Here is a 24,102-nt window from a genome sequence, read left to right as displayed (position 1 = left end):
CCCCCCCCCCCCCCACCGCCGCCCTGGAGCGCGTCGCGGCCCTGGAGCGCGAGCTCGCCAGCGCCCTCGAGGTCGCCGCCGAGGGCGGCGCCGACGACGAGCACGACCCCGAGGGGGCCACCACGGCGTTCGAGCGCGCCCAGGTGGCCGCCGTGCTCGGGCAGGTGCGCGAGCGGCTGGTGCTGCTGTCGGACGCCCTGCGCCGCCTCGACGAGCCGGGCTTCGGGCGGTGCGAGCGCTGCGGGCTGCCGATCGCGGCCGGGCGCCTGGCCGCGCGGCCGTGGGCGACGACGTGCATCGCCTGTGCCGCGACGGGGTCGCCGGGACGTCGCTGAGGAGCCGTTGCCCCGCCGTCTCCGCAGGGGCCCGCGGAACGGGTCCGTCCACAGCGCGCCGCCCGCGCCCGCCGCGGGCGGGCACCTCGGCCCCACCCTGCGCAGGTGCCCTCCTCCGCCGCACCCCTGGCGGCCGCCCTGTCGACCGCCCTGCTCGCCGCGGCCCTCGTCAGCACCCCCGCCGTCCCCGCTGCGCCCGACGCCCCCGCGGCCGCCGCCGCGCCCGACGCCCCCGCGGCCGCCGCCGCGCCCGACGCTCCCGCGGCCGCCGCTGCGCCGGCGGGGCCCGCGCCAGGCGCGAGGTGGGCCTGGCCCCTGCACCCGCGCCCGGCGGTGCTGCGCGGCTACGACGAGGTGGGCCGCTACGCGCCCGGCCACCGCGGGCTGGACCTGACCGCGAGCGCCGGCCAGCCCGTGCTGGCGCCGCAGGACGGCGTCGTGGTGTTCGCCGGGCAGGTGGCGGGCCGGGGCGTGGTGGTGCTGGAGCACCCCGGCGGGCTGCGCAGCACGTACGAGCCGGCCACCGCGATCACGGCCGCGGGCGCCAGCGCCGCGCGGGGCGAGGCGTTCGCGGCCCTGGCCGAGGGGGCGCACTGCGGGCGGCGGGCGTGCCTGCACCTGGGGGTGCGCCGGGGCGAGGACTACCTGGACCCGCTGGCGCTCCTGGCCCCGGCCGCGCCGCCGGTGCTGCTGCCGCTGGGGCGGCCGGCCTGACCGGGTCGCACGCGCATCCCACCCCGGCCGGCACCCCGCTGGTGCCCCGCTGGTGTCCGGCCTCAGCCGGCGTCGCTGAGCTTGCCGCGCAGCTGCAGCACGGCCTTGGTGTGCATCTGGCAGATGCGCGACTCGGTGACGCCGAGGACGCGGCCGATCTCGGCGAGCGTCAGACCCTCGTAGTAGTAGAGGGTGACGACGATCTTCTCCCGCTCGGGCAGCTGGTTGATGGCGCGGGCCAGCAGGAACTTCGTCTCCTCCCCCTCGAAGGCCGTCACGGGGTCCTCGGCCCGCGTGTCCTCGAGGGTGTCGACCAGGGAGAGCTTGTCGCCCTTCTCGCCCGAGACGCTCAGCAGCTCGTCCAGGGCGACGACGTTGACGTAGGAGACCTGGCTGAAGATGTGGTGCAGGTCGGCGAGCGGGATGCCCATCCGCTCGGCGACCTCGGCCTCGGTGGGGGTGCGGTGCAGCTCCCCCTCGAGGGTGGCGTAGGTGCGCTCCACCTCGCGGGCCTTGCTCCGCACGGACCTCGGGATCCAGTCGATGGCGCGCAGCTCGTCGATGATGGCCCCGCGGATGCGGGAGATGGCGTACGTCTCGAACTTGATGGCGCGCTCGATGTCGAACTTCTCGATCGCGTCGATGAGGCCGAAGATCCCGTAGGAGACGAGGTCGGCCTGCTCGATGTTGGGCGGCAGGCCCACGCCGACGCGGCCGGCGACGTACTTCACCAGCGGCGAGTAGTGCATGATCAGCTTCTCGCGCACCAGGGCGTCCGCGGTGGACTTGAACTCCACCCACATCGCGCGCAGGCGCGCCTCGGCCTCCTCCTGCTCGGGGGTGGCCGGGCCCTTGCGGCTGCTGAAGCGGGCGTTGGCCTGCGGCCGCCCGGCGGGACGGACCTCCTCGACGGGTGCCTGCTGGGCGGTGGCGCCGTCCGCGGTGGTACCCGCGGTGGCGCCGTCCGCGGTGGTGCCGTCCGGCACGGCCTCGTCGGTACCGCCCGGTGCGCTGGTGACCACCTGCACGCCCGCTGCGGAACGTGCGGGTCGGGCGGTCGCAGCGCGCCGCTGCCCCGATGGTGCGTCCACCGTGTCCTCCCCCCGGTGCGTCAGGCCCGGGGATGGGCCTGACGGTGCGATCTCCGCAGGCGATCGACGGAGACGTGCGTGTAGATCTGCGTCGTTGTCAGCGTAGCGTGACCGAGCAACTCCTGAACGCTACGAAGGTCGGCACCCCCGTCGAGCATGTGCGTGGCCGCCGCGTGCCGCAGGCCGTGCGGTGCGGTGGCCGGTGCCCCCGGCACCCGCGCCGCCAGGCGCGTCACGGCCTCACGGAGCCGGCGCTGGTCCACGCGGCCGCCCCGACGGCCCAGCAGCAGGGCGCGCCCGGAACGCTCCCCGGCCAGCTGCGGGCGCCCCTGCGCGAGCCAGCGCTCCAGCGCGTCCTGGGCGGGCAGCCCGTAGGGCACGACCCGCTCCCGGTCGCCCTTGCCGAGCACGCGCACGGTGCGCTGCCCGTGGTCGACGTCGTCCAGGTCCAGCCCGACGACCTCCGCCACGCGGCAGCCGGTGGCGTACAGCAGCTCGACGGCCGCGGCGTCGCGCAGCGCGAGGGGGTCGGGCCTGCCGTCCGGGTCCCCGGCGCCCTCGCCCGCTCCCTCCGGCCCCTCGTCCGCCCCACCGGTGGCGGCCTCGCCCGCCGTCCGCAGCAGCTGATCGACCTGGCCGGCGGTCAGCACGTGCGGCAGGGAGGAGGTGCGGCGGGGCGCCCGCAGGCGCAGACCCGCGTCCGCCGACGCCCGGCCGGTCCGGGCCGCCCAGGCGGTGAAGGTGCGCGCGGCGGCCGCCCGGCGGGCGAGGGTGGAGCGGGCGCGGTCCCCGGCGGCGTCCGCGAGCCAGGCGCGCAGGTCCGCCAGGGACAGCAGGTCCAGGTCCAGCCGTCCGCCGTCGTCCGCGGGCACGGTCGCGACCAGCAGGTCGCGCACGTCGGAGCGGTACGCGCGCACCGTGTGCGGCGAGCGGTTGCGCTCGGCGCTCAGGTGGGTCGCGAAGTCGTCCAGCAGGTCCTCCAGCCGCTGAGCGCGCACGTCGTCCACCGCGGCACCGTCCCCCCTGGCGCGCCGGGCGGCAAGCCCGCCACGCCGGGGACCGGAGCGCGCACCGGGCCCCGCGGGGCGCCGCGTGCCAGGATGACCGGCGCCCGCGGTGCACGGAGCGACGCTCGCCGTGCCGCGGGCCCGGTGCACGGCGTGCGTGCCCCGGTCGGCACGCACGAGGGGCGAGGCAGTGGCGCAGCGGACGACGGTGGTCCTGACCGACGACGTGGACGGTGGCGAGGCGAGCGAGACGGTGCGCTTCGGCGTCGAGGGCGACCACTACGAGATCGACCTGAACGCCGAGAACGCGGAGAAGCTGCGGCGGGCCCTGAGCCTGTACGTCGAGCACGGCCGGCGCGTCGGTGGCCGACGCAGCTCCTCCGGCACCTCGGGGTCCTCCTCGACCGGTTCCGGCGCCGCGCGGGCGGCCGACGCCGTCGACGGCACCGCGGTGCGCGCCTGGGCGCGCGAGAACGGCATCGAGGTCAGCGACCGCGGCCGCATCAGGTCCGAGGTCGTCGAGCAGTACCGGCGCGCGGTCGGCTGAGCGGACACCGCGCACGCGGCACGGTCGCCCTCGGCCGGCCCGTCCCGCCTCAGTCGCCCTTGACGTTCACGACCTGGCGCAGGACGTGCCGCACCTCGACGAGGTCCGCGGCGTCGGCCATGACGACGTCGACGTCCTTGTAGGCCGCCGGGATCTCGTCGAGGAACGCGTCCGTGTCGCGGTACTCGATGCCGGCCATGGCCTCGCGCAACTGCTCGCGGGTGAACCGCTTGCGCGCCGCGGTGCGGCTGAAGACGCGCCCGGCACCGTGCGGGGAGGAGTTCAGCGACTCCCGGTTGCCCCTGCCGACGACGACGTAGCTGGCGGTGCCCATCGAGCCGGGGATCAGGCCCGGCCGGCCCGTGGAGGCGTCGATGGCTCCCTTGCGGGACAGCCACACCCGCCGCCCGTAGTGCTCCTCGCGGGCCGTGTAGTTGTGGTGGCAGTTGATGCGCTCCTCCTCCTGCACCGGTTCCCCGAGGAACTCCCCCAGCCGGGCGGCCACCCGGTCCATCATCTCCTCGCGGTTGAGCAAGGCGAAGCGCTGCGCCCAGAACAGGTCCGCCAGGTAGTCGTCGAACTCCTGCGTGCCCTCGACGAGGTGCGCCAGATCGCGGTCGGGCAGTTCCAGCCGCTCCCGGCGGGCGCGCTCGCGGGCGACGGCGATGTGGTGCACCGCCAGCTTGTTGCCCGGCCCGCGCGAGCCGGAGTGCAGGAACAGCCACACGGTGCCGCCCTCGTCCACGGACACCTCGATGAAGTGGTTGCCGGACCCGAGGGAACCCAGCGCGAGGCGCCAGCGCGGCACCAGGGACTCGCGGAACGCGGCGCGGTGGGGTTCCAACCGCTCCAGCTCCGCGATCCTCGGGGCGGCCGTCGCGCTCACCTCCCGGTTGGCGGCACCGGCGGACAGCGGCACGCTGCGCTCGATGGAGGTCCGCAGCGCCGCCAGCTCCCTCCCGCGCAGGCGGTCGGCCGTGAACCGCGTGCGCACCGCGATCATGCCGCAGCCGATGTCCACCCCCACGGCCGCGGGGATGATGGCGCCTTCCGTGGGGATGACCGAACCGACGGTCGCCCCCTTGCCGAGGTGGGCGTCGGGCATGAGGGCGACGTGCGGGTGGATGAACGGCAGGCTCGCGGTGGCCAGCGCCTGCCGGCGCGTGCCGTCGTCCAGGATCGACGCCCAGTTCAGCAGCTTGTCGTCCAGCTTCTCCACGTCCGGTCCCCTCTCGCCCCGGCGCCCGGCACCGGTTGCCCCGCAACGGCTCTCGTCGCGGGCACGGGGATCGACGGTAGACGCGGCCGACTCCCGCGCCCACCGGTTTTCCCCGCTCCTTCGTACCCGGGCCACCGGCGCGGCGCGAACGCACCACCGGTACGCTCCTCACCCGCGGCGCGCCGCCGCACCCAGCCGCCACCCCGTGCCGGCGCGCTCGGCGGTGCCGGCCAGCTCCAGGCGCCCCAGGAGGGCGTGCACGGCGGCGACCTCCAGCCCGGCCGCCTTGGCGATGCGTTCCACGTCCGCCGACCCGCGCCGCGGCAGCGACTCGGCCACGCGCAGCTCGTCGGGGGCCAGGCCGTCGAAGGGGCGCCGCGGCACGGGCGGCACCGCCGGCGCCGGCGCCGCCCCCACGGGCGCGAGGAGCTCGGCCACCTCCTCGGCGGAGGTGACGCAGACCGCGCCGCGCTCGCGCAGCAGCCGGTGGCAGCCGGCCGACGCGGCGGAGGTGACCGGGCCGGGGACGGCGCCGACCGGCCGCAGCAACCGCTCGGCGCGGTCTGCGGTGGACAGCGCCCCCGAGCGCCACGCGGCCTCCACCACCACCGTGCCGCGGGTCGCCGCCGCGATGAGGCGGTTGCGCTCCAGGAAGCGCCACCTCGTGGGCGAGGACCCGCACGGCACCTCGCTGACCAGGGCGCCCTCGCGGGCCAGGCGCCCCAGCAGGGCGGTGTTGCCGGCCGGGTAGGCCCGGTCCACGCCGCCGGCCAGGACGGCCACGCTGACACCGCCCACGGCCAGGGCCGCGCGGTGGGCGGCGGCGTCCACCCCGTAGGCGCCGCCGCTGACGACGCCGAAGCCGCGGTCGGCCAGACCGGCGGCGATCTCGGAGGTGACGTGCTCGCCGTAGGGGGTGCAGGCGCGGGCGCCGACGAGCGCGGCGCCGCGGCGCACCGCCTCGGCCAGGTGGGCCGGACCGCGCACCCACAGCGCCATCGGCGCCCCCGACGGCCGCTCGCCCGCACCGGAGCGCGCCAGGGCATCGACGCCGGTGGGCCACTCGTCGTCGCCGGGGACGACGAGCCGGCCGCCGACGGCCCGGGCTCGGGCCAGGTCCGCGGCGGGGTCGGTGTCCTCCAGGCGCGTGCGCCAGCGCGCCGGGCCGCGGCCGGTGACGACGGCCTCCAGCGCCAGGGCCGCGCCGACCTCGGCGACCAGCGCGGCCGCCGCCGCGTCACCGGGCTCGGCGAGCCGGCTCCACGCGGCCCGCGCCAGCCGCTCGTCGTCCAGGGCCGCGCGCAGCGCCGGCGGCACGTGCCGCAGCGGCGACGGTGCGGCGACCTGCCCGCCGCGTGCGCCGCCGCTCACGCCGCCGCTCCCACCGGGCCGCCCGGCAGACCGCGCAGGGCCAGGGCGCGCCCGACGTCGTCGCGGTCGGGAGCGGGTGCTCCCCGCAGGTCCGCCACCGTCCAGGCGACCCGCAGGACGCGGTCCACGCCACGCAGGGTGAGCGCCCCGCGCTCCAGGGCGCGGTCGAGGTCGGTGGTGACGGCGGGCGGCAGGCGCAGCGGGCCGCGCAGCAGCGGCCCCCGCAGCTCGCCGTTGCACCGCGCCCCGTGCGGGCGCAGGCGTTCACCGGCGAGGGCGCGCGCGGTCCGCACGCGGGCGGCGACCACGGCGGTGCTCTCGCCGGGCACGGCGTCGGCCACCTGGGCGCGGGTGACGGCCCGCACCTCCACCCGCACGTCGACGCGGTCCAGCAGCGGGCCGGACAGCTTCGCCGCGTAGCGCCGCCGGGCGTTCGGGGAGCAGGTGCACTCCGTCGCGCGCCCGACGGCCCGCCCGCACGGGCAGGGGTTGGCGGCCAGGACGAGCTGGAAGCGCGCCGGGTAGCGGGCCGCGCCGCGGGCGCGGTGGAGCACGAGCTCACCGTGCTCGAGCGGCTGGCGCAGCGCCTCCAGGACGCTGCTGCCGAACTCGGGCGCCTCGTCGAGGAAGAGCACCCCGTGGTGGGCGCGGGAGGCCGCCCCGGGGCGGGGGATCCCCGTGCCGCCGCCCACCACGGACGCCACGGAGGCGGTGTGGTGCGGGTCCTCGTACGGGGGCCGGGTGATGAGCGCACCCGCACCGGTGCGCTCGCGCAGGGTGCCGGCGATCGAGTGCACCGCGGTGACCTCGAGGGCCGCCTCCTCGTCGAGGTCCGGGAGCAGCCCCGGCAGGCGGGCCGCCAGCATCGTCTTGCCCGCGCCGGGCGGGCCGCTCAGCAGCAGGTGGTGGGCACCGGCGGCGGCCACCTCCAGCGCGAAGCGCGCCTCCGCCTGCCCCACGACGTCCGCCAGGTCCGGGGCGGGACGTTCCGCGCGCACCGGCGCGGCGGGCCGCCCGAGGAGCTCGACGGGGTCGTCGGCCGGCTCGGGCGGGGCCTCGCCGCGGTAGTCGGCGACGAGCTCGGCCAGCCGGTGCACCCCGCGCACCCGCACCCCCGGCACCAGGGCCGCCTCCTGCGCGGTGGCGGCCGGCACCACGACGGTGCGCACACCCGCGCGGGCGGCGGCCAGCACCGCCGGCAGCACGCCGTCCACGGCACGGACGCTGCCGTCCAGGCCCAGCTCCCCCAGGTGCACGGCGCCGGCCGAGGCCTCGGCCGGCAGCACCCCGGCGGCGGTGAGCGCGGCGACCGCGACGGCGAGGTCGAAGGAGGAACCGGACTTCGGCAGCGTCGCCGGGGAGAGGTTGACCGTGAGGCGCTGCAGCGGCAGCCGGTGGCCGGAGTTGGCCGTGGCGGCCCGCACCCGGTCGCGCGCCTCGCTGAGGGAGGCGTCGGGCAGCCCGACGAGCACGAACGCCGGCAGCCCGCCGGAGATGTCGGCCTCCACCTGCACCAGGTGGCCCTCCAGGCCGACCAGGCCCACCGCGAGGGCCCGCGCCAGGGCCATCAGGACACCCCGCGCAGGTGCTCCACGTGCGCCGCCCCGCGCACCGGCAGGGTCACCGCCACCACGTCCAGGCGCACGCGCGGCAGCCGGAGCCCCGGGTGGGCCTGCAGCCACTCCCCCGCCAGCCGCCGCAACCGGGCCACCTTGGCGGGCGTCACGGCCTCCACGGGGCTGCCCGCGCGGGTGCTGCGGCGGGTCTTGACCTCGCACACCACGAGGCAGTCGCCGTCGCGGGCCACGATGTCGATCTCCCCGGCCCGGCAGCGCCAGTTGGTCTGCAGCACCGTCATGCCGGCCTCACCGAGCCGGCGGGCCGCCAGCCGCTCGCCGTAGCGCCCGACCTCGTCCTTCGCGCCCACGCGCACCACCTCCGGCACGCACCCTCACCGAGCGGACGCCCCGGGCCCGCGCCGTCCACAGCGCGGTGCGCCGCGGACGGTGCGCGCGCCGCCTGTGGAGAGCGCGGTGCGTCAGCGCTCGCGCAGCTGGGGGGTGTCGGGCACCTCGATGTCGCGCTTCTGCAGCTCCTCGACGTTGACGTCCTTGAACGTCACGACGCGCACGTCGCGCACGAAGCGAGCGGGGCGGTAGACGTCCCACACCCAGGCGTCGTGCAGGTTCAGCTCGAAGTACGTCTCGCCGTCGCCGGTGCGCACCTGCAGGTCGACGGAGTTGGCCAGGTAGAAGCGCCGCTCCGTCTCGACGACGTACGAGAAGAGGGACACCACGTCCCGGTACTCCCGGTAGAGCTGAAGCTCCATCTCGGTCTCGTAGTTCTCGAGGTCCTCGGCGCTCACGGGACCATCATGCCCCGCGCGCCCCGCGCTCGTCGCCGGCGCCGCGCGGGGCCGGCGGCACCCCGGTGGGCAGCGCCGCGGCGGGCAACCGCCAGCTGAGGCGGTGCTGGGGGCAGCGGCCGTGCGCGGCGATGGCCGCGAGGTGGTCGGGGGCGCCGTAGCCCTTGTTGGCCGCCCAGCCGTAGTGCGGGTGCACGGCGTGCCGCTCGGCCATGAGCGCGTCGCGGACCGTCTTGGCCAGCACGCTCGCGCCGGCGACCGAGGCGCACGTGGTGTCGGCCTTGACGCGGGTGGTCACCGGCGGGGCGGCGCAGGGCTGCTCCGGCTCCCCCAGGCCCGGCAGGGTGTCGCCGGCCGGGTCGCTGAGCCAGTCGTGCGCACCGTCCAGGACGACCACCGAGGGGGCGACCGGCAGCTGCGCCAGGGCGCGGCGGCCCGCCAGCCGCAGGGCGGCGGTGATGCCCAGAGCGTCCACCTCGGCGGGCTCCGCGTGCCCCACCGCCCACGCCGCGGCCCACGCGCGCAGCAGGGGGGCCAGGCCGTCGCGGGCGGCGGGGGTCAGCAGCTTGGAGTCGCGCAGCCCCTGCGGCGCGGGCGGGGTGCCCGGGCCGACGACGAGCACGCCCACCGTCACCGGTCCCGCGAGCGCCCCCCGGCCGACCTCGTCGACCCCGGCGACGAGGTCGTGGCCGTCGCGCAGGAGGGAGCGTTCCAGGCGGAGCGTGGGGGCGGTGGGCGGGCGGCGGGCACCCGCGGGGCTCACCGCGCGGCTCACCCGACCCCGGACCGGCCGGGGACGTCCTCGAACGCCTCCGGGGTGCCCAGCCAGTCCAGGTGGTCCAGCGGCCACACGACGGCGTAGGCGCGCCCCACGACGTTCTCGATCGGCACGAACCCGCCGTACTCCGCCTCGGTGTTGTAGCGGGAGTCGGCGGACTCGGCGCGGTTGTCACCCATGACCCACAGCCGGTCCTCGGGGACGACCACGTCGAAGCTCTTCGTGCTGGGCTCGGCGCCGGGGAAGAGGTAGCCGCTCTCGTCGACCGGTTCGTCGTTGACGGTGATGCGGCCCTGCGCGTCGCAGCACACGACGTGGTCGCCCGGCAGGCCGACCACGCGCTTGATGAGGTGCTCGTCGGAGTCCTCCGGCAGCAGGCCGACGAAGGTGAGGACGTCGGCGACGACGGCACCCAGCGGGCTGCGCTCGGGCTCGGGGGTCGCGGGCAGCCAGCCGCCCGGGTCGGCGAAGACCACGACGTCGCCGCGGTGCAGCGTGAACGGGCCGGGGGTCAGCTTGCTCACCACGACGCGGTCGCCGATGTCGAGGGTGCGCTCCATGGACTGCGAGGGGATGTAGAACGCCTGGAGCAGGAAGGTCTTGACGACCAGGGAGATGACGAGGGCGACCGCGACGACGAGGACGGTCTCGCGCACGGCGGCCACGACGCCACCGCCGCGGGGACGCGCGGGGCGGGCGGCACCCGGCTCGTGCGGGGGTTCGGGAGCGCCCGGCCCGCGCTCGGGGTCGGCGGTGCTCACTCGCCCTCCTCGCGGCCGAGGAGCTCGATCTCCGACAACGGCCAGCTGACGGCCACGACGCGACCCACGAGGTCCTCCAGGGCGATGGTGCCCCCGCCGGGGGCGGCGAGGTGGGAGCGGGAGTCCACGGACTCGCTGCGGTGGTCGCCCATCACCCACACCCGTCCCGGGGGGACCTCGATGTCGAACTCGACGTCGCTGGCGGCGTCGCCGGGGTGCAGGTAGGGCTCGTCCAGGGGCTCACCGTCGATCGTCAGGCGCCCCCGCTCGTCGCAGCAGGTGACGCGCTCGCCGGGCAGGCCGACGACGCGCTTGACGTAGTCGCTCTCGCCCGGGTGGAAGCCGAGCAGCGAGCCGAGGGCGGCGCCGAGGCGGGCGAGGCCCCGCGGCTCCTCGGGAGCGGGCGCGAAGGTGCCGGTGCCGTCGAAGACGACGACGTCGCCGCGCCGCACGTCCTGCGCTCCCACCCGCCACACGAGGACGCGCTCGCCGGGCTCGAGGGCGGGGCTCATCGAGTCGGAGGGGATGGAGAAGGTCTGCACCGCGAAGCTGCGCAGCAGCAGCGCCACGACGAGCGCGACGGCGAGGACCGCGACCGCGCGGACCCCGGGCGACGAGCGCCGCCTGCGCGGTGGCGCGGTCGTCGGCTGGGTGGTCGTCACGGGACTCCTGGCGGCGTGGGGTGCTGCGGTCGCGCGGCAGGCGGACCCGGGCGCTGCCCGATCCTAGTGCCCGAGGTGCCGGGGCCCCCGCTGCGACGCGGTGCGCGCGTGGGGGAACGGTGCGGGAGCGGCGGGACGACGACGGGCCGGGCCCCCGAGGGGACCCGGCCCGTCGTGCCGGACGTCGTGCCGGACGTGGCGCCGCGGAGGTCAGCCGCGCGGCGACGTGGAGTCGCGGCGCTCCTTGATCTTGGCGGCCTTGCCGCGCAGGTCGCGCAGGTAGTACAGCTTCGCGCGCTTGACGTCACCGCGGGTGACGACCTCGATCTTCTCGATGACCGGGGTGTGCAGCGGGAAGGTGCGCTCCACGCCCACGCCGAAGCTGACCTTGCGGACGGTGAAGCTCTCGCGCACACCGCCGCCGGTGCGGCGGATCACGACGCCCTGGAAGACCTGGACGCGCGAGCGGTTGCCCTCGACGACCTTGACGTGGACCTTCAGGGTGTCGCCGGCGCGGAACTCCGGGACGTCGGTGCGCAGGCTGGCTGCGTCGACGTTGTCGAGCACGTTCACGGTGTCGCTCTTCTCCCCCGCCGGCGCCACAGGTCCCCGGCTCGGGAATCGGTCCCGCGACGGTGTGCTCCGGGTGGGCGCGGCCCCCTGTGGCGGGCGCACCCCCGCCGCCCGGGGGCAGCGGTCACCGGCCGTCGCGGCTGGTTCTGGGGTCAGCCGCTCAGTCTGCCACAACGGGGGCGGCCGGACCGAACCCGTGCGCGCCGTCCGGGGCGAACCCCTCCTCGGCGAGCACGCGCAGGTCCGCGTCGTCGCAGCGAGCCGGGTCCAGGCGCGCCAGGAGGTCGGGGCGGCGGCGGGCGGTGCGGCGCAGCGCCTGCTCGCGGCGCCAGCGGGCCACCGCGCCGTGGTCGCCGCCGGAGAGCACGGCCGGGACGTCCAGGCCCCGCCAGCTGGCCGGCTTGGTGTACGCGGGGTGCTCCAGCAGCCCGTCGTGCTCGGCGGCGTGGCTCTCCTCGGCCAGGCTGGCGGCGTTGCCGACGACGCCGGGCAGCAGGCGGGCCACGGCCTCGACCACCACCAGCACCGCGACCTCGCCGCCGTTGAGCACGTAGTCGCCCAGCGACACCTCGCGCACCCGCACCCCGCGGGCGCGGTAGTGCTCGGCGACGCGCGCGTCGATGCCCTCGTAGCGACCGCACGCGAAGGCCAGCCACGGCTCGGAGGCCAGCTCGACGGCCGTGGCCTGCGTGAAGACCTCCCCCGCCGGGCTGGGCACGAGCAGCACCGGGCCGCGGCCGTCGTCGCCGGCCGGCGGGTCGGCCAGGACGGCGTCCAGCGCCTCGCCCCAGGGCTCGGGCTTCATCAGCAGCCCCGCGCCGCCGCCGTACGGGGTGTCGTCGACGGTGCGGTGGCGGTCGTGGGTGTGCTCGCGCAGGTCGTGCACCCGCACGTCCAGCAGCCCCTGGGCGCGGGCCTTGCCGATGAGCGAGAGGGACAGCGGCGCGAGGTACTCGCCGAAGATGGAGACGACGTCGACGCGCACGCTCAGCCCTCGTCCCCGCGGGCGTCCGCGTCCTCGTCCCCCGGCAGCTCGGCGAACAGCCCGCCGGGCGGGTCGAGCACCACGCGGCCGCCGGGCACGTCGACGACGGGCACGAGCCGCTCGACGAAGGGCACGAGGACCTCGCGCCCGTCCGTGCCGGTGACCACGAGCAGGTCCTGCGCGGTGCCGGTGACCAGGTCGGCCACCGTGCCCAGGGCGGTGCCGGAGGCGGTGACGGCGGCGAGGCCGCGGAGCTGGTGCGGGTACCAGGCGTCGTCCTCGGCGGCGCGGTCCTCCTCGACGTCCACGAGCAGCAGGGTGTTCCGCAGCTCCTCGACGGCGCTGCGGTCGGCGGCCTCGCCGAACGCGACGAGCAGGGTGCCGTTGTGCCAGCGGGCGGACTCGACGGTCAGCGGGCCGCGGGCGGGCGGGTCGGTGCGCAGCACGGCGCCGGGGGTGAACCGCTCGTCGGGCGCGTCGGTGCGCAGCTCGAGGGTGACCTCGCCGCGCACGCCGTGCGGACGGCCGATGCGGGCGACGACGTACTCCACGGGCTCTCCAGGGCGGTGTCTCGGGGGCGGACGCAGCGAGCGCCGGGGTCGCGGTGCGACCCCGGCGCTCACCGGTGGTGCGGGTTCAGCGGCGGTCGACGTCGACGAGGTCGACGCGGACCTGCCGGTCGCCGGCCAGGGCACCGACGACGGTGCGCAGCGCCTTGGCCGTGCGGCCGGAACGGCCGATGACCCGGCCCAGGTCCTCCGGGTGCACGCGGACCTCGAGCAGGTCGCCGCGGCGCGACGCCTTGGACGTCACGCGCACGTCGTCCGGGTGCCCGACGATGCCGCGCACGAGGTGCTCGAGGGCGTCCGCGAGCACCGGATCAGGACTCCGAGGCGGGGGTCTCCGCGGCGGCCGGGGCCGGAGCCGAGGCCGGGGACGCGGCGGTCGCCTGCTTGGTGGTGGCGGACGGCTGCTGGTAGCGGCCCTCCTGCCCCTTGGTGCCCTTGAACTTCTGCCAGTCGCCGGTGACCTTGAGCAGCGCGGCGACCTGCTCGGTCGGCTGCGCACCGACGCCGAGCCAGTACTGCGCGCGCTCGGACTTGATCTCGATGGTCGAGGGGTGCGTCATCGGGTTGTAGACGCCGATCTCCTCGATGGCGCGACCGTCGCGCTTGGAGCGCGAGTCGGCGACGATGACGCGGTAGAACGGCGAGCGCATCTTGCCGAGGCGCTTCAGTCGGATCTTGACAGCCACGTGCGGGAGTCTCCGGTTCTCATCAGGGTGAGCCGTCACCGGCCGGTGTGGGGACGCCGGGCGGTGCTGCTCGTGGACGCGAACATCCCCGGGTGAGAGGGTCCCTGGGCGTTCGGGTGCACCGGCCATTGTGCCAGAGGTCCGCGGGGCCGCTCGACCGGCCGGCCCGGCGGCGGGCTCAGCGCACCGTGCTCCCGGCCACCACCCGCCCGCGCAGCACGACCGCGCGGGGGCGGCGCAGCACGCCGAGGTCGGTGCGCGGGTCCCCGTCCAGCACGAGCAGGTCGGCGCCGGCCCCCTCGGACAGCGCAGGCCGGCCCAGCCAGCGCCTCGCCGCCCAGGTCGCCGCGTCCAGCGCCGCCACCGGCGGCAGGCCCGCGGCGGCGAGCTCGTGCAGCTCGTCGACGACGAGCCCGTGCGGCAGGACGCTGCCGGCGTCCGTGCCGGCGAACACCGGCGCGCCCGCCTCGTGCAGGGCGGCGACGGTGGCGTACCGGCGCGCGTGCAGCGCCCTGATGTGCGCGGCGTACGCGGGGAACTTCGGCTCCCCGCGGTCGGCGATGCCGGGGAAGGTGGCGATGTTGACCAGGGTGGGCACCACCGCCACGCCGCGCGCGGCCACGGCCTCGACGGTGGCGGCGGTCAGGCCCGTGCCGTGCTCGATGCCGTCGACCCCGGCGGCCAGCAGGTCCTCCACACCCTCCTCGCCGAACTGGTGCACGGTCACGCGCGCCCCCGCCTCGTGCGCGGCCTCGACACCGGCGCGCAGCACGTCGGCGGGCCAGCAGGGGGCGAGGTCGCCGCGGGAGCGGTCGATCCAGTCGCCGACGAGCTTGACCCAGCCGTCACCGCGGCGGGCCTCGGCGCGGACGAACTCCACGAGGTCCTCGGGTTCGATCTCGTGGGCGAGACCGCGCAGGTACCGCTTCGTGCGCGCGATGTGCCGGCCGGCGCGCACGATGCGCGGCAGGTCCTCGCGCTCGTCGATCCAGCGCGTCTCGGAGGCCGAGCCGGCGTCGCGCAGCAGCAGCGCCCCGGCGTCGCGGTCGGTCAGCGCCTGCGCCTCGCTGGTGGCGTCGTCGACCCGGCCGGTGGGACCGACGCCGACGTGGCAGTGGGCGTCGACCAGGCCGGGCAGCACCCAGCCGGGCAGCCGGGTGGTGTCGGCACCGGCGGGGCGGGAGAAGGTCAGGCGCCCGTCGAGGACCCACGCCTGGCCGCGCACCTCGTCCGGGCCGGTGAGCACCGGCCCGGACAGGTGCAGCGCCTCGATCGCGGCCACGGCCCGGCTCCCCCGCCGCCCCGGCCTCAGCTGCCGCCGAGGAACTTGTCGAAGCCCTTGGGCAGGTTCAGCTGCGAGGGGTCGAACTCCGCCGGGGGCTGCTGGGCGCCGAACGCCGAGCCGCCGTCGCCGCTCGCGATCGCCCGGGTCGACGCCGCGCGCTCCTGCTCGGCGCGCTTGGCGGGGTTGCCGGACTTGCCCTTGCGGCCCTTGGCGGCCGCGGCGCGCGCCTTCTGCTTCTTCGACGCCCCGCCCGGCACACCGGGCATCCCCGGCACACCCGGCAACCCACCGCCGCCGAGGCCCTTGCGCATCTGGCGCATCATCTTCTGCGCCTGCCCGAAGCGCTCGAGCATGTCGTTGACGGCCGAGGCGCTCTGCCCGCACCCGGCGGCGATGCGGGCGCGGCGCGAGCCGTTGATGATGCGCGGCTGGCGGCGCTCCAGGGGCGTCATGGAGCGGACCATGGCCTCGATGCGGTCGAACTCGCGCTCGTCGAAGGCGTCGAGCTGGTCGCGGACCTGCGCCATGCCCGGCAGCATCCCGAGCATCTTCTTGATCGAGCCCATGTTGCGCACGGCGTTGAGCTGCTGCAGGAAGTCGTCGAGGGTGAAGTCCTCGTCGGCGGCGAACTTGGCCGCCATGGACTGCGCCTGCTCGGCGTCGAAGGCCTTCTCGGCCTGCTCGATGAGGGTGAGCACGTCACCCATGTCGAGGATGCGCGAGGCCATCCGGTCGGGGTGGAACAGCTCGAAGTCGTCGAGCTTCTCGCCGGTGGAGGCGAACATCACCGGCCGGCCGGTGACCTGGCGCACCGACAGGGCGGCACCGCCGCGGGCGTCGCCGTCGAGCTTGGTGAGGACCACGCCGTCGAAGCCGACGCCGTCGCGGAAGGCCTCGGCGGTGGCGACGGCGTCCTGGCCGATCATCGCGTCGAGGACGAAGAGCACCTCGTCGGGGGTGACGGCGGCGCGGATGTCGATCGCCTGCTGCATCATCTCGGCGTCCACGCCGGTGCGGCCGGCGGTGTCGACGACGACGACGTCGAAGTGGTGGTGCTGCGCGTGCTCGACGCCGGCGCGGGCGACGGCGACGGGGTCGCCCACGCCGTTGCCGGGCTCGGGGGCGAAGACGTCCACGCCGGCGCGCTCACCGGTGATCTGCAGCTGGTTGACCGCGTTGGGGCGCTGCAGGTCGCAGGCCACCAGCAGCGGGCGGTGCCCGTTGTGCTTGAGGTAGCGGCCCAGCTTGCCGGCCAGCGTCGTCTTCCCCGCGCCCTGCAGACCGGCGAGCATGATCACCGTCGGGGGGTTCTTGGCGAAGCGCAGCCGGCGCGTCTCGCCGCCGAGGATGCCGACGAGCTCCTCGTTGACGATCTTGACGACCTGCTGGGCCGGGTTCAGCGCCTGGTTGATCTCCGCGCCGGTGGCGCGCTCGCGCACGCGCTGGCCGAACTCGCGCACGACGGGCAGGGCGACGTCGGCGTCGAGCAGGGCGCGGCGGATCTCCCGGACCGTCGCGTCGACGTCGGCCTCGGAGAGGCGCCCCTTGCCGCGCAGGGACTTGAACGTCGCGGTGAGGCGGTCGGAGAGCGTGGCGAACACGCCCCCAGCCTACGGGAGGCGCGAACCGGCCCGGCCGCGCCAGGGGCGCCGGGCGGGCCTCAGCCGGGCACCTCCGCGGCGTCGGACAGCGCCCGCACCGCGATCGCCACCCGCGGCGGCGCCAGCAGGTGCCCGTCCGGCTCGGCCAGGTACAGGGTGTCCACGGCCTGCGCGGCGTAGGTCGCCACGTGCGCGGAACGGATGTCGACGCCCTCCACGGCCAGCGCCCGCCCCAGCGCGTGCAGCAGGCCCGGGCGGTCGGCGGCGCGCACCTCCAGCACCGTGGCCCGCTCGGAGGCACCCGGCAGGATCACCACCCGCGGGTGCGCCACCAGCGCGCGCGCACCCCCCGCCGGGCGCGGCGTCTGCGCGTCGCGGGCCGCCAGGCGGTCCAGCAGGGTGGCGTCGCCCGCGGCGATGCGCTCCAGGCCCACCCGCAGCAGCTCCGCGGACGGCGGCTCGCCGTCCGCGCTCTCCACCCACCAGGAGTCCACCGCCACGCCGCCCAGGGTGCGCACCAGGGCCGAGCGCACCAGCAGCCGGTGCCCGGCCAGCAGCCCGGCCAGGTCCGCGAACAGGCCCGTGCGGTCGGGAGCGACGACGGTGACGACGTGGAAGCCGTCGACCTCGCGCACGTCCACGCGCGCTCGCCCGTCGGCGGCCGCGGCGGCGGCCAGCGCCTGCTCGGCGGCGTCGAAGCCCGCCGGCGCCGGCACCGGCTCACCCGCCAGGTGGGCGCGGGCGCGGGCGACGAGGTCGTCCACGAGGCGGGCCCGCCAGGGCGACCACGCGGCCGGGCCGGCGGCGCGCGCGTCGGCCTCGGTCAGGGCGCGCAGCAGGTCCAGCACGTCCGCGCGGCCGCCGACGGCCGCGACGAGCGCCTCCACGGTGCGCGGGTCGTCGGGGTCGCGGCGGGTGGCCAGCTCCACCAGCGTCAGGTGCTCGGCGACCAGCCGCTCCACCACCGCGGTGTCCGCGGCCTCCAGGCCGGCGCGCTCGCAGACCTTGCGCGCCAGCGGGGCGCCGGTGCGCGCGTGGTCGCGGGCGCCGGCGACCTTGCCGATGTCGTGCAGCAGCGCCGCCAGGAGCAGCAGGTCCGGGCGGGGCACGTCGCGCAGGAACACCTGCGCGGCCACCGCCGTCTCGACGAGGTGGCGGTCCACCGTCCAGCGGTGCACCGCGTTGCGCTGCGGGCGGTTGCGCACGGCCGTCCACTCCGGCACCCAGCGCTCCACCAGGCCCACCAGGTCCAGCTGCTCCCACACCGGCACCTGCGCGGGGCCGGCGGCCAGCAGCTCCAGCAGCGCCTCGCGCGCGCCGGCCGTCCACGGCTCGGGCAGCGGCGGGCAGGCGCGCAGGAGGTGCTCCAGCGTCACCGGCGACAGCGGCAGACCGGCGCGCACGGCGGTGGCCGCGGCGCGCAGCGGCAGCACGGGGTCCTGCGCGGGCGACACCCCGGCGCCGAGGACGACCTCGCCGTCGTGCTCGACGAGGCCGTGGCCGAGCGAGCGCAGGCGGGGCCGGCGGCCGGTGGCGCGGAAGCGGCGCGACGGCATCGACTGCCGGGCCCGGCGGGTCGTGGTGTCCACGGCCGCGGAGATCGTGCGCGCGGCCTGCGCGACGGCGGCGAGGAGGGCGTCGGCGTCGGCGTGGCCGCACACCACGGCGACCGCGTCCTGCTCGGCGAGCAGCAGGCGGTCGCCCGGCCGGCCGGTGCACGCCTGCAGGCCGTCGCGCACGTCCAGCAGGACGGCGTGGGCCTCGTCGACGGCGCCGTGCGGGCGGTCGGTGAGCCAGGTCGCGGCCAGGGCGCGCAGCACGAGCGCGTCGCGCAGGCCGCCGCGGGCCTCCTTCAGGTCCGGCTCCAGCAGGTACGCCAGCTCCCCGCAGCGCGCGGCGCGCTCGGCCAGGGAGTCCAGCACCTGCGGCAGCCGCCGGCGCGCGCCGGCGCGCCAGTCGTCCAGCAGGTGGCCGCGGGTGCGGGCCACCAGCCCGCCGTCGCCGGCGACCACGCGCAGGTCCAGCAGACCGGTGGCGGCGGCCAGGTCGGAGGCGGCGACCTCCCGGCACTCCCGGTCGGTGCGCACGGAGTGGTCCAGGCGCAGCCCGGCGTCCCACAGCGGGTACCAGACGCGGTCGGCCAGGGCCGCCACGTCGTCGGCGCCCAGGCTGCGGCCGTCGTGCAGCAGGACCAGGTCGACGTCGCTGGCGGGGCCGCAGTCGCCGCGGGCCAGGGAGCCGACGCAGGCCAGGGCGACACCGCCGGCCGCGCCCGCGGGCCCGTCGGCGAGCGGCCGGGCCAGCGGGGCGACGGCCCGGTCCCACACGTCGCGCAGGCGCGACTGCACCAGCTGCGCCAGCTCGGCGCGGCGGTGCGGTCCGGGCCGGCCGCCCCGCACGGCCAGGGCGAGCCGTTCGGTGCGCAGGTCCACGCTCACCACCGCGCCCGGTGCGCGCACCGCGGCGGGGCGGCCGGCCGGCCGCCCCGCCCGGAGGGGTTCGTCACAGCGCGTCGGGCCCGTGCTCGCCCGTGCGCACGCGCACCACGTCCTCGACGGCCTGCGTCCACACCTTCCCGTCGCCGATGCGGCCGGTCTGGGCGCTCTTGACGACGACCTCGACGATGTCGGCGGCGTCCACGTCGTCCACGAGGACCTCCACGCGCACCTTCGGCACGAGGTCGACGGTGTACTCCGCCCCGCGGTAGACCTCGGTGTGGCCGCGCTGGCGGCCGTACCCGGACGCCTCCGAGATCGTCAGGCCCTGCACCCCGTAGGCCTCCAGGGCGGACTTCACGTCGTCCAGCTTGTGCGGCTTGATGATGGCGGTGAGCAGCTTCACGCGGAGACCTCCGAGGTGGTGCCGGGAGCGGCGGTGGTGTGGCGGGCGACGGGGCGGGTGGCGCCGAGGTGGCCGCCGCCCAGGGTGCCCCAGTCGTAGCCGGACTCGGCGTGCTCGACCTGGTCGATGCCGGCGACCTCGTCCTCGACGTCGAGGCGGAAGCCCATCGTCCTCTGGATGGCCGCGCCGATGAGCCAGGTGACGACGAAGGAGAAAACCAGGACGGCGAGGGCGCCGACGACCTGGCGCCACAGCTGGTCCACGCCGCCGCCGTAGAGGAGGCCGTCGACGCCGTTGGGGGCGTCGGCGGTGGCGAGGAAGCCCACGGCGATCGTGCCCCACAGGCCGCCGACGAGGTGCACGCCGACGACGTCGAGGGAGTCGTCGTAGCCGAGCTTGTACTTCAGGCCCACGGCCAGGGCGCACAGGGCGCCGGCGAGGACGCCGATGACGATGGCGCCGACCGGGTTGACGGCCGCGCAGGCCGGGGTGATGGCGACCAGGCCCGCCACGGCGCCGGAGGCGGCGCCCAGGGAGGTGGCGTGCCCGTCGCGCGCCTTCTCCGTGACCAGCCAGCCGAGGATCGCGGCGGAGGTGGCGACCAGGGTGTTCACCCACGCGACGGCGGCGGTGTTGCCGGAGGCGACGGCGGAGCCGGCGTTGAAGCCGAACCAGCCGAACCACAGCAGGCCGGCGCCGAGCATGACCAGCGGCAGGTTGTGCGGGCGCATCGGCTCGCGGCCGAAGCCCTTGCGGTTGCCCAGGACGAGGACGAGGGCGAGGGCGGCGGCGCCGGCGTTGATGTGGATGGCGGTGCCGCCGGCGAAGTCGATGGCCTCGATCCCGTTGGCGATCCAGCCGCCCACGACGCCCGCGTCGTCGTTGTCGAACGCGAAGACCCAGTGCGCGACGGGGAAGTAGACGATCGTGGCCCACACGCCGGCGAAGACCATCCAGGCGCCGAACTTCGCCCGGTCGGCGATGGCGCCGGAGATGAGGGCGACGGCGAGGATGGCGAAGGCGGCCTGGAAGCCGACGAACGCCATGCCCGGCAGGGTGCCGGAGAGCTCGTCCTCGCCGAGCAGGCCGTTCAGGCCGAAGAACTCGAACGGGTCGCCGAGCAGGCCGCCGCCGACGTCGTTGCCGAACGCCACCGAGTAGCCGTACAGCACCCACAGCACCCCGATGAGGCCGAGGGCGCCGAAGCTCATCATCATCATGTTCAGGACGCTCTTGGCGCGGACCATGCCGCCGTAGAAGAGCGCGAGGCCGGGCGTCATCAGCAGCACGAACGACGCGCTGGTGAGGATCCAGGCGGTGTCACCGGTGTCCATGGGCAACGGGGGCCTTCCGGGAGGCCGGCGAGCGCCGGCGGGGGGCGGTGGGCCGCGGGTGCGGCGCGGGACGGCCCCCACCGTGACGGCGGGGTGTTACGTCCGCGGCCACCGCGTGTTTCGCGCCCGTGACGAGCCCGGCGCTCGTGTGAACTTCGCGTTACGCGCCCCGCGCGGCGGCGGGGCGTGCGCTCACGACAGCAGGGCGTCGACGAACGCCTCGGCCTCGAAGGGCGCCAGGTCGTCGGGTCCCTCCCCCAGGCCGATGAGCTTCACGGGCACGCCCAGCTGGCGCTGCACGGCCACGACGATGCCGCCCTTGGCGGTGCCGTCCAGCTTGGTCAGCACGATGCCGGTCACGTGCACCACCTCGGAGAAGACCGCCGCCTGGCGCAGGCCGTTCTGCCCGGTGGTGGCGTCCAGCACCAGCAGCACCTCGTCCACCGGCCCGTGCCGCTCGAGCACCCGCTTGACCTTGCCCAGCTCGTCCATGAGCCCCGCCTTGTTCTGCAGGCGCCCGGCGGTATCCACGAGCACGACGTCGGCGTCGGCGTCGATGCCGGCCTTGACGGCGTCGAAGGCGACGGAGGCCGGGTCGGCGCCGTCCTTCTCGGAGCGCACGGTGGGCACGCCGACGCGTTCGCCCCAGGTGGCCAGCTGCTCGGCGGCCGCCGCGCGGAAGGTGTCCGCGGCACCGAGGACGACGTCCTTGTCCTCGGCGACGAGCACGCGCGCCAGCTTGCCCACGGTCGTCGTCTTGCCGGTGCCGTTGACGCCGACCACCAGGACGACCGCGGGCCGCTCGCCGTGGCGCTCGACGGCCAGGGAGCGGTTCGCGTCGTCGCCCACGGCCGCCAGCAGCTCCTCGCGCAGCAGCTCCCGCAGCTGGGCCGGCTCACGGGTGCCGAGCACGCGCACCCGCTCGCGCAGGTGGTCGACGATCTCCGTGGTGGGGCCGACGCCGACATCGGCCAGCAGCAGGGTCTCCTCGACCTCCTCCCAGGTGGACTCGTCGAGGGTGTCCCGGGAGAGCAGCGCCAGCAGGCCCTGGCCGAGGGCGGAGTTCGAGCGCGCCAGCCGCTCGCGCAGGCGGACCAGGCGCCCACCGACGGGCGCGGGGCGCTCGGGACCGGTCGGCCCCTCCGGCAGCTCGACGACGTCGACGGCGCGGCTGGGCGAGTCCCGCGGCACCTCCGCGTCGTCACCGACCCCGGGCAGGGGATCGGTGTCCGAGCGGGGGCCCAGCACCGGACCGCCGGCCCGTCCCGCCCCACCGGGCGGCAGCGATCGGCGGCGACGGCGGGGGCGCACCAGGCCGGCGAGGGCCCCGACGCCCGCGAGGAGGATCAGGACGGCGACGCCGATGACGATGTCGAGGGTCTCCACGGGCGCCGATCCTCCCAGACCCGCCCCACCGCGCCGCCGGTGGCGTCAGCGGGCCCGGGCGGCCTCGTCCCCGGAGCGGGCGCGGTGCGCCGCGAGGCGCTGCGCGAGCTGCTGGGCGGCGCGCCGTCCGGTGCGCTCGGCGTGCTCGCGGGCACGGTGGGCGGCCTGCAGGGCCACGGGGACCCACCGGGCGGCCAGCGCGTCCAGCCGCGCCACGAGGCGGCTGCCGCGGGCCCGCATGGGGGGCGCGGCGACGGAGAGCAGGACCGCCAGCGCGAGCCCCACGACGAGGACGAACGTCACGATCAGAGTCGTCAGCACCACGGGATCCACACTGCCCCTCGGGCACCGGACGCACCACCGCGCCACGGCGGTGTTGCCTCTCCGTGACCAACCCTTCGCAGATGCGTCACCATCCGGTCGCCCCGGACAGGGCGCGCTCAGGCCCCGCGCTCAGGCCGGTGCAGCCTCGCGCAGCCGCTGGCTGACGACCGTGCTGATGCCGTCGCCGCGCATCGTCACCCCGTACAGCGCGTCGGCGATCTGCATCGTGCGCTTCTGGTGGGTGATGACGATGAGCTGGCTGGAGGCCCGCAGCTCCTCGAACAGGGTGATCAGGCGCGAGAGGTTCGCGTCGTCCAGCGCCGCCTCCACCTCGTCGAGGACGTAGAACGGGCTGGGGCGGGCGCGGAAGATGGCCACGAGCATCGCCACCGCGGCCAGCGAGCGCTCCCCGCCGGACAGCAGCGACAGCCGCTTGACCTTCTTGCCCGCCGGCCGGGCCTCCACCTCGATGCCCGTGGCGAGCATGTCGGAGGGGTCGGTGAGCACGAGGCGCCCCTCCCCGCCGGGGAAGAGCCGGGGGAAGACCTCCTCGAACTGCGCCGCCACGTCGGCGAACGCCTCGGAGAAGACGCGCTCGACGCGCTCGTCGACCTCCTTGACGATGTCCAGCAGGTCCTTGCGGGACTTCTTCAGGTCGTCGGACTGGGCGACGAGGAACGCGTGCCGCTCCTCCATGGCGGCGAACTCCTCCAGCGCCAGCGGGTTGACCGTGCCCAGCTGCGCCAGGGCCCGCTCGGCGGCGCGGCGGCGCTTGTCCTGCTCGGCGCGCACGTACGGGCGCGGCTGCGGCGGCTCGTCCGGTTCCGCGTCGCCCGGCGCCGGCGGCGAGGGCGGCACGAGCTGGTCGGGGCCGAACTCGGCGACGAGGACGTCCGGGTCGGTGCCCAGCTCCTCGATCGCGCGGGTGCGCAGCGCGTCGATGCGCCAGCGCTGCTGCGCGCGCGCGACCTCGTCGGCGTGCCGGGAGTCGCCCAGGCGGTGCTGCTCGGCGGTCAGCGCCTCCACCGCGCGGCGGGCGGTGCCCACCTCCTCCTCGAAGCGGGCGCGGGCGGCCTCCGCGGCCTGCCGCAGCCGGGACGCCTCGGCGGCGGAGGTATCCCAGCGCGCCAGCGCCCGCTCGGCGCCCTCGCGCACGCGGGCGGCCACCCGGACCTGCTCGGCGCGGCGGGCGCGGCGGGCGGCGGCGCGCTCGCGGGCGCGCAACTCCTCGGCGGCCTGCCGCTCGAGCGCGTCGGCGCGGCCGGCCAGCGCGCGGGCGCGCTCCTCGGTGGTGCGCAGCGCCAGGCGCGCCTCGGTCTCGGCGCGGCCCAGGGAGCGGGCGTGCTCGGCGAGGCGGTCGCGCTCGTCGGTGGAGGTGGCGGCGTCGTCGTCCTCGGGGGCGGCGGAGGCGGCTTCGAAGCGCTCGCCGAGCTCGGTGAGCTGCGCGCGGTCGCCCTGGAGCCGCTGCACCACCTGGGCACGGGTGGCGGCGGCGCGCTCGGCCTCCGCGGCGGCCGCGCGCACGGCGGCACCCAGCTGGGCGAGCTGCTCGGCGACGGCGTTCATCCGAGCGTCGTTCTCGTGCAGCCGCTCCAGGGCGGCCTCGACGCGGTCGGCGGCCTGCTCGCGGGTGTGCTGCGCGGCGGTGAGGGCGAACTGGGCGCGCTG

At 76.9% G+C, this 24,102-nt stretch carries 26 protein-coding genes; 3 read left to right on the top strand and 23 right to left on the bottom strand.

The window, feature by feature from the left end; translation table 11 throughout:
* The first annotated feature begins 23 nt into the window (after positions 1-23).
* Together V9U69_RS07735 and V9U69_RS07730 are read left to right on the top strand one after the other, a co-directional pair.
* Positions 24-335, top strand: coding sequence for a TraR/DksA family transcriptional regulator (locus tag V9U69_RS07735; RefSeq protein WP_442907665.1), 312 nt, complete (start codon positions 24-26; stop codon positions 333-335).
* Positions 336-440: 105 nt separating this feature from the next.
* Complete coding sequence (locus V9U69_RS07730; protein WP_337060953.1) at positions 441-1,049, top strand: M23 family metallopeptidase; 609 nt, start codon at positions 441-443, stop codon at positions 1,047-1,049.
* Positions 1,050-1,111: 62 nt separating this feature from the next.
* On the opposite strand, the gene whiG is transcribed toward V9U69_RS07730, so the two are convergent.
* Entirely contained in the window at positions 1,112-2,077 is a 966-nt protein-coding gene (whiG, locus tag V9U69_RS07725) for an RNA polymerase sigma factor WhiG (RefSeq protein ID WP_337060951.1), read from the bottom strand.
* Positions 2,078-2,160: 83 nt separating this feature from the next.
* Entirely contained in the window at positions 2,161-3,147 is a 987-nt protein-coding gene (locus V9U69_RS07720; protein ID WP_337060949.1) for a tyrosine-type recombinase/integrase, read from the bottom strand.
* A gap of 190 nt (positions 3,148-3,337) precedes the next feature.
* On the opposite strand from V9U69_RS07720, the gene V9U69_RS07715 reads away from it, so the two are divergent.
* Positions 3,338-3,694, top strand: coding sequence for a histone-like nucleoid-structuring protein Lsr2 (locus V9U69_RS07715; protein WP_337060948.1), 357 nt, complete (start codon positions 3,338-3,340; stop codon positions 3,692-3,694).
* A 49-nt stretch (positions 3,695-3,743) separates the two neighbouring features.
* On the opposite strand, the gene V9U69_RS07710 is transcribed toward V9U69_RS07715, so the two are convergent.
* The 21 genes from V9U69_RS07710 to V9U69_RS07610 all read right to left on the bottom strand — a co-directional run.
* Complete coding sequence (locus tag V9U69_RS07710) at positions 3,744-4,913, bottom strand: RtcB family protein (protein ID WP_337060946.1); 1,170 nt, start codon at positions 4,911-4,913, stop codon at positions 3,744-3,746.
* 168 nt (positions 4,914-5,081) lie between these two features.
* Positions 5,082-6,284: a DNA-processing protein DprA gene (gene dprA, locus V9U69_RS07705; RefSeq protein WP_337060945.1), complete on the bottom strand. Its 1,203-nt coding sequence runs from the start codon at positions 6,282-6,284 to the stop codon at positions 5,082-5,084.
* A complete protein-coding gene (locus V9U69_RS07700) occupies positions 6,281-7,852 on the bottom strand; it encodes a YifB family Mg chelatase-like AAA ATPase (protein WP_337060943.1) in 1,572 nt (523 codons plus the stop codon). The genes dprA and V9U69_RS07700 overlap by 4 nt, the downstream gene beginning before the upstream one ends.
* Positions 7,852-8,220 carry a YraN family protein gene (locus tag V9U69_RS07695; protein WP_442907664.1) on the bottom strand — a complete coding sequence of 123 codons (369 nt, stop codon included), beginning with the start codon at positions 8,218-8,220 and terminating at the stop codon, positions 7,852-7,854. The genes V9U69_RS07700 and V9U69_RS07695 overlap by 1 nt, the downstream gene beginning before the upstream one ends.
* A gap of 102 nt (positions 8,221-8,322) precedes the next feature.
* The gene (locus tag V9U69_RS07690; RefSeq protein WP_242129558.1) at positions 8,323-8,649 is read right to left on the bottom strand and encodes a DUF2469 domain-containing protein; all 327 of its coding nucleotides are present in this window, start codon (positions 8,647-8,649) and stop codon (positions 8,323-8,325) included.
* A gap of 7 nt (positions 8,650-8,656) precedes the next feature.
* Positions 8,657-9,412 (bottom strand): ribonuclease HII, encoded by a 756-nt coding sequence (locus V9U69_RS07685; protein WP_337060941.1) that lies wholly within the window; start codon positions 9,410-9,412, stop codon positions 8,657-8,659.
* 8 nt (positions 9,413-9,420) lie between these two features.
* Positions 9,421-10,188: a signal peptidase I gene (lepB, locus tag V9U69_RS07680; RefSeq protein WP_337060939.1), complete on the bottom strand. Its 768-nt coding sequence runs from the start codon at positions 10,186-10,188 to the stop codon at positions 9,421-9,423.
* Entirely contained in the window at positions 10,185-10,850 is a 666-nt protein-coding gene (lepB, locus tag V9U69_RS07675) for a signal peptidase I (protein ID WP_337060937.1), read from the bottom strand. The genes lepB (V9U69_RS07680) and lepB (V9U69_RS07675) overlap by 4 nt, the downstream gene beginning before the upstream one ends.
* Before the next feature lie 210 nt (positions 10,851-11,060).
* Complete coding sequence (gene rplS / locus V9U69_RS07670; RefSeq protein ID WP_337060935.1) at positions 11,061-11,423, bottom strand: 50S ribosomal protein L19; 363 nt, start codon at positions 11,421-11,423, stop codon at positions 11,061-11,063.
* A 160-nt stretch (positions 11,424-11,583) separates the two neighbouring features.
* Positions 11,584-12,408: a tRNA (guanosine(37)-N1)-methyltransferase TrmD gene (trmD, locus tag V9U69_RS07665; RefSeq protein ID WP_337060934.1), complete on the bottom strand. Its 825-nt coding sequence runs from the start codon at positions 12,406-12,408 to the stop codon at positions 11,584-11,586.
* Positions 12,409-12,410: 2 nt separating this feature from the next.
* Positions 12,411-12,959: a ribosome maturation factor RimM gene (gene rimM / locus V9U69_RS07660; RefSeq protein WP_337060932.1), complete on the bottom strand. Its 549-nt coding sequence runs from the start codon at positions 12,957-12,959 to the stop codon at positions 12,411-12,413.
* A gap of 85 nt (positions 12,960-13,044) precedes the next feature.
* On the bottom strand, positions 13,045-13,284 hold the full coding sequence (locus V9U69_RS07655; RefSeq protein WP_337060930.1) for an RNA-binding protein: 240 nt from the start codon (positions 13,282-13,284) through the stop codon (positions 13,045-13,047).
* 4 nt (positions 13,285-13,288) lie between these two features.
* Complete coding sequence (gene rpsP / locus V9U69_RS07650) at positions 13,289-13,663, bottom strand: 30S ribosomal protein S16 (protein ID WP_242129550.1); 375 nt, start codon at positions 13,661-13,663, stop codon at positions 13,289-13,291.
* A gap of 178 nt (positions 13,664-13,841) precedes the next feature.
* A complete protein-coding gene (locus V9U69_RS07645) occupies positions 13,842-14,945 on the bottom strand; it encodes an amidohydrolase family protein (protein WP_337060928.1) in 1,104 nt (367 codons plus the stop codon).
* Between the two features lie 26 nt (positions 14,946-14,971).
* Complete coding sequence (gene ffh / locus V9U69_RS07640) at positions 14,972-16,549, bottom strand: signal recognition particle protein (RefSeq protein WP_337060927.1); 1,578 nt, start codon at positions 16,547-16,549, stop codon at positions 14,972-14,974.
* Between the two features lie 59 nt (positions 16,550-16,608).
* Positions 16,609-18,981 (bottom strand): [protein-PII] uridylyltransferase, encoded by a 2,373-nt coding sequence (locus V9U69_RS07635; RefSeq protein ID WP_337060925.1) that lies wholly within the window; start codon positions 18,979-18,981, stop codon positions 16,609-16,611.
* A 70-nt stretch (positions 18,982-19,051) separates the two neighbouring features.
* Positions 19,052-19,390, bottom strand: coding sequence for a P-II family nitrogen regulator (locus tag V9U69_RS07630; RefSeq protein ID WP_337060923.1), 339 nt, complete (start codon positions 19,388-19,390; stop codon positions 19,052-19,054).
* Positions 19,387-20,724: an ammonium transporter gene (locus V9U69_RS07625; protein WP_337060957.1), complete on the bottom strand. Its 1,338-nt coding sequence runs from the start codon at positions 20,722-20,724 to the stop codon at positions 19,387-19,389. The genes V9U69_RS07630 and V9U69_RS07625 overlap by 4 nt, the downstream gene beginning before the upstream one ends.
* 192 nt (positions 20,725-20,916) lie before the next feature.
* Complete coding sequence (gene ftsY, locus V9U69_RS07620; protein WP_337060921.1) at positions 20,917-22,110, bottom strand: signal recognition particle-docking protein FtsY; 1,194 nt, start codon at positions 22,108-22,110, stop codon at positions 20,917-20,919.
* Positions 22,111-22,155: 45 nt separating this feature from the next.
* Complete coding sequence (locus tag V9U69_RS07615) at positions 22,156-22,434, bottom strand: hypothetical protein (RefSeq protein ID WP_337060920.1); 279 nt, start codon at positions 22,432-22,434, stop codon at positions 22,156-22,158.
* A gap of 129 nt (positions 22,435-22,563) precedes the next feature.
* Positions 22,564-24,102 (bottom strand): AAA family ATPase (locus V9U69_RS07610; protein ID WP_337060918.1); only part of this gene is annotated, 1,539 nt, incomplete at its 5' end.

This window comes from Kineococcus sp. G2 (assembly GCF_037154035.1).
GTDB lineage: Bacteria > Actinomycetota > Actinomycetes > Actinomycetales > Kineococcaceae > Kineococcus.
The sequence above is the reverse complement of the archived record's forward strand: the minus strand, read 5'-3'. Positions and strand labels throughout refer to the sequence as shown.

Bases quoted from the DNA above. Each gene is read 5' to 3' on its own strand.
- V9U69_RS07700 (WP_337060943.1), bottom strand. From the start codon at position 7,852: ATGGCCCTGGCGCGGGCCCTCGCGGTGGGCCTGGTCGGCCTGGAGGGC.
- V9U69_RS07625 (WP_337060957.1), bottom strand. From the start codon at position 20,724: ATGGACACCGGTGACACCGCCTGGATCCTCACCAGCGCGTCGTTCGTG.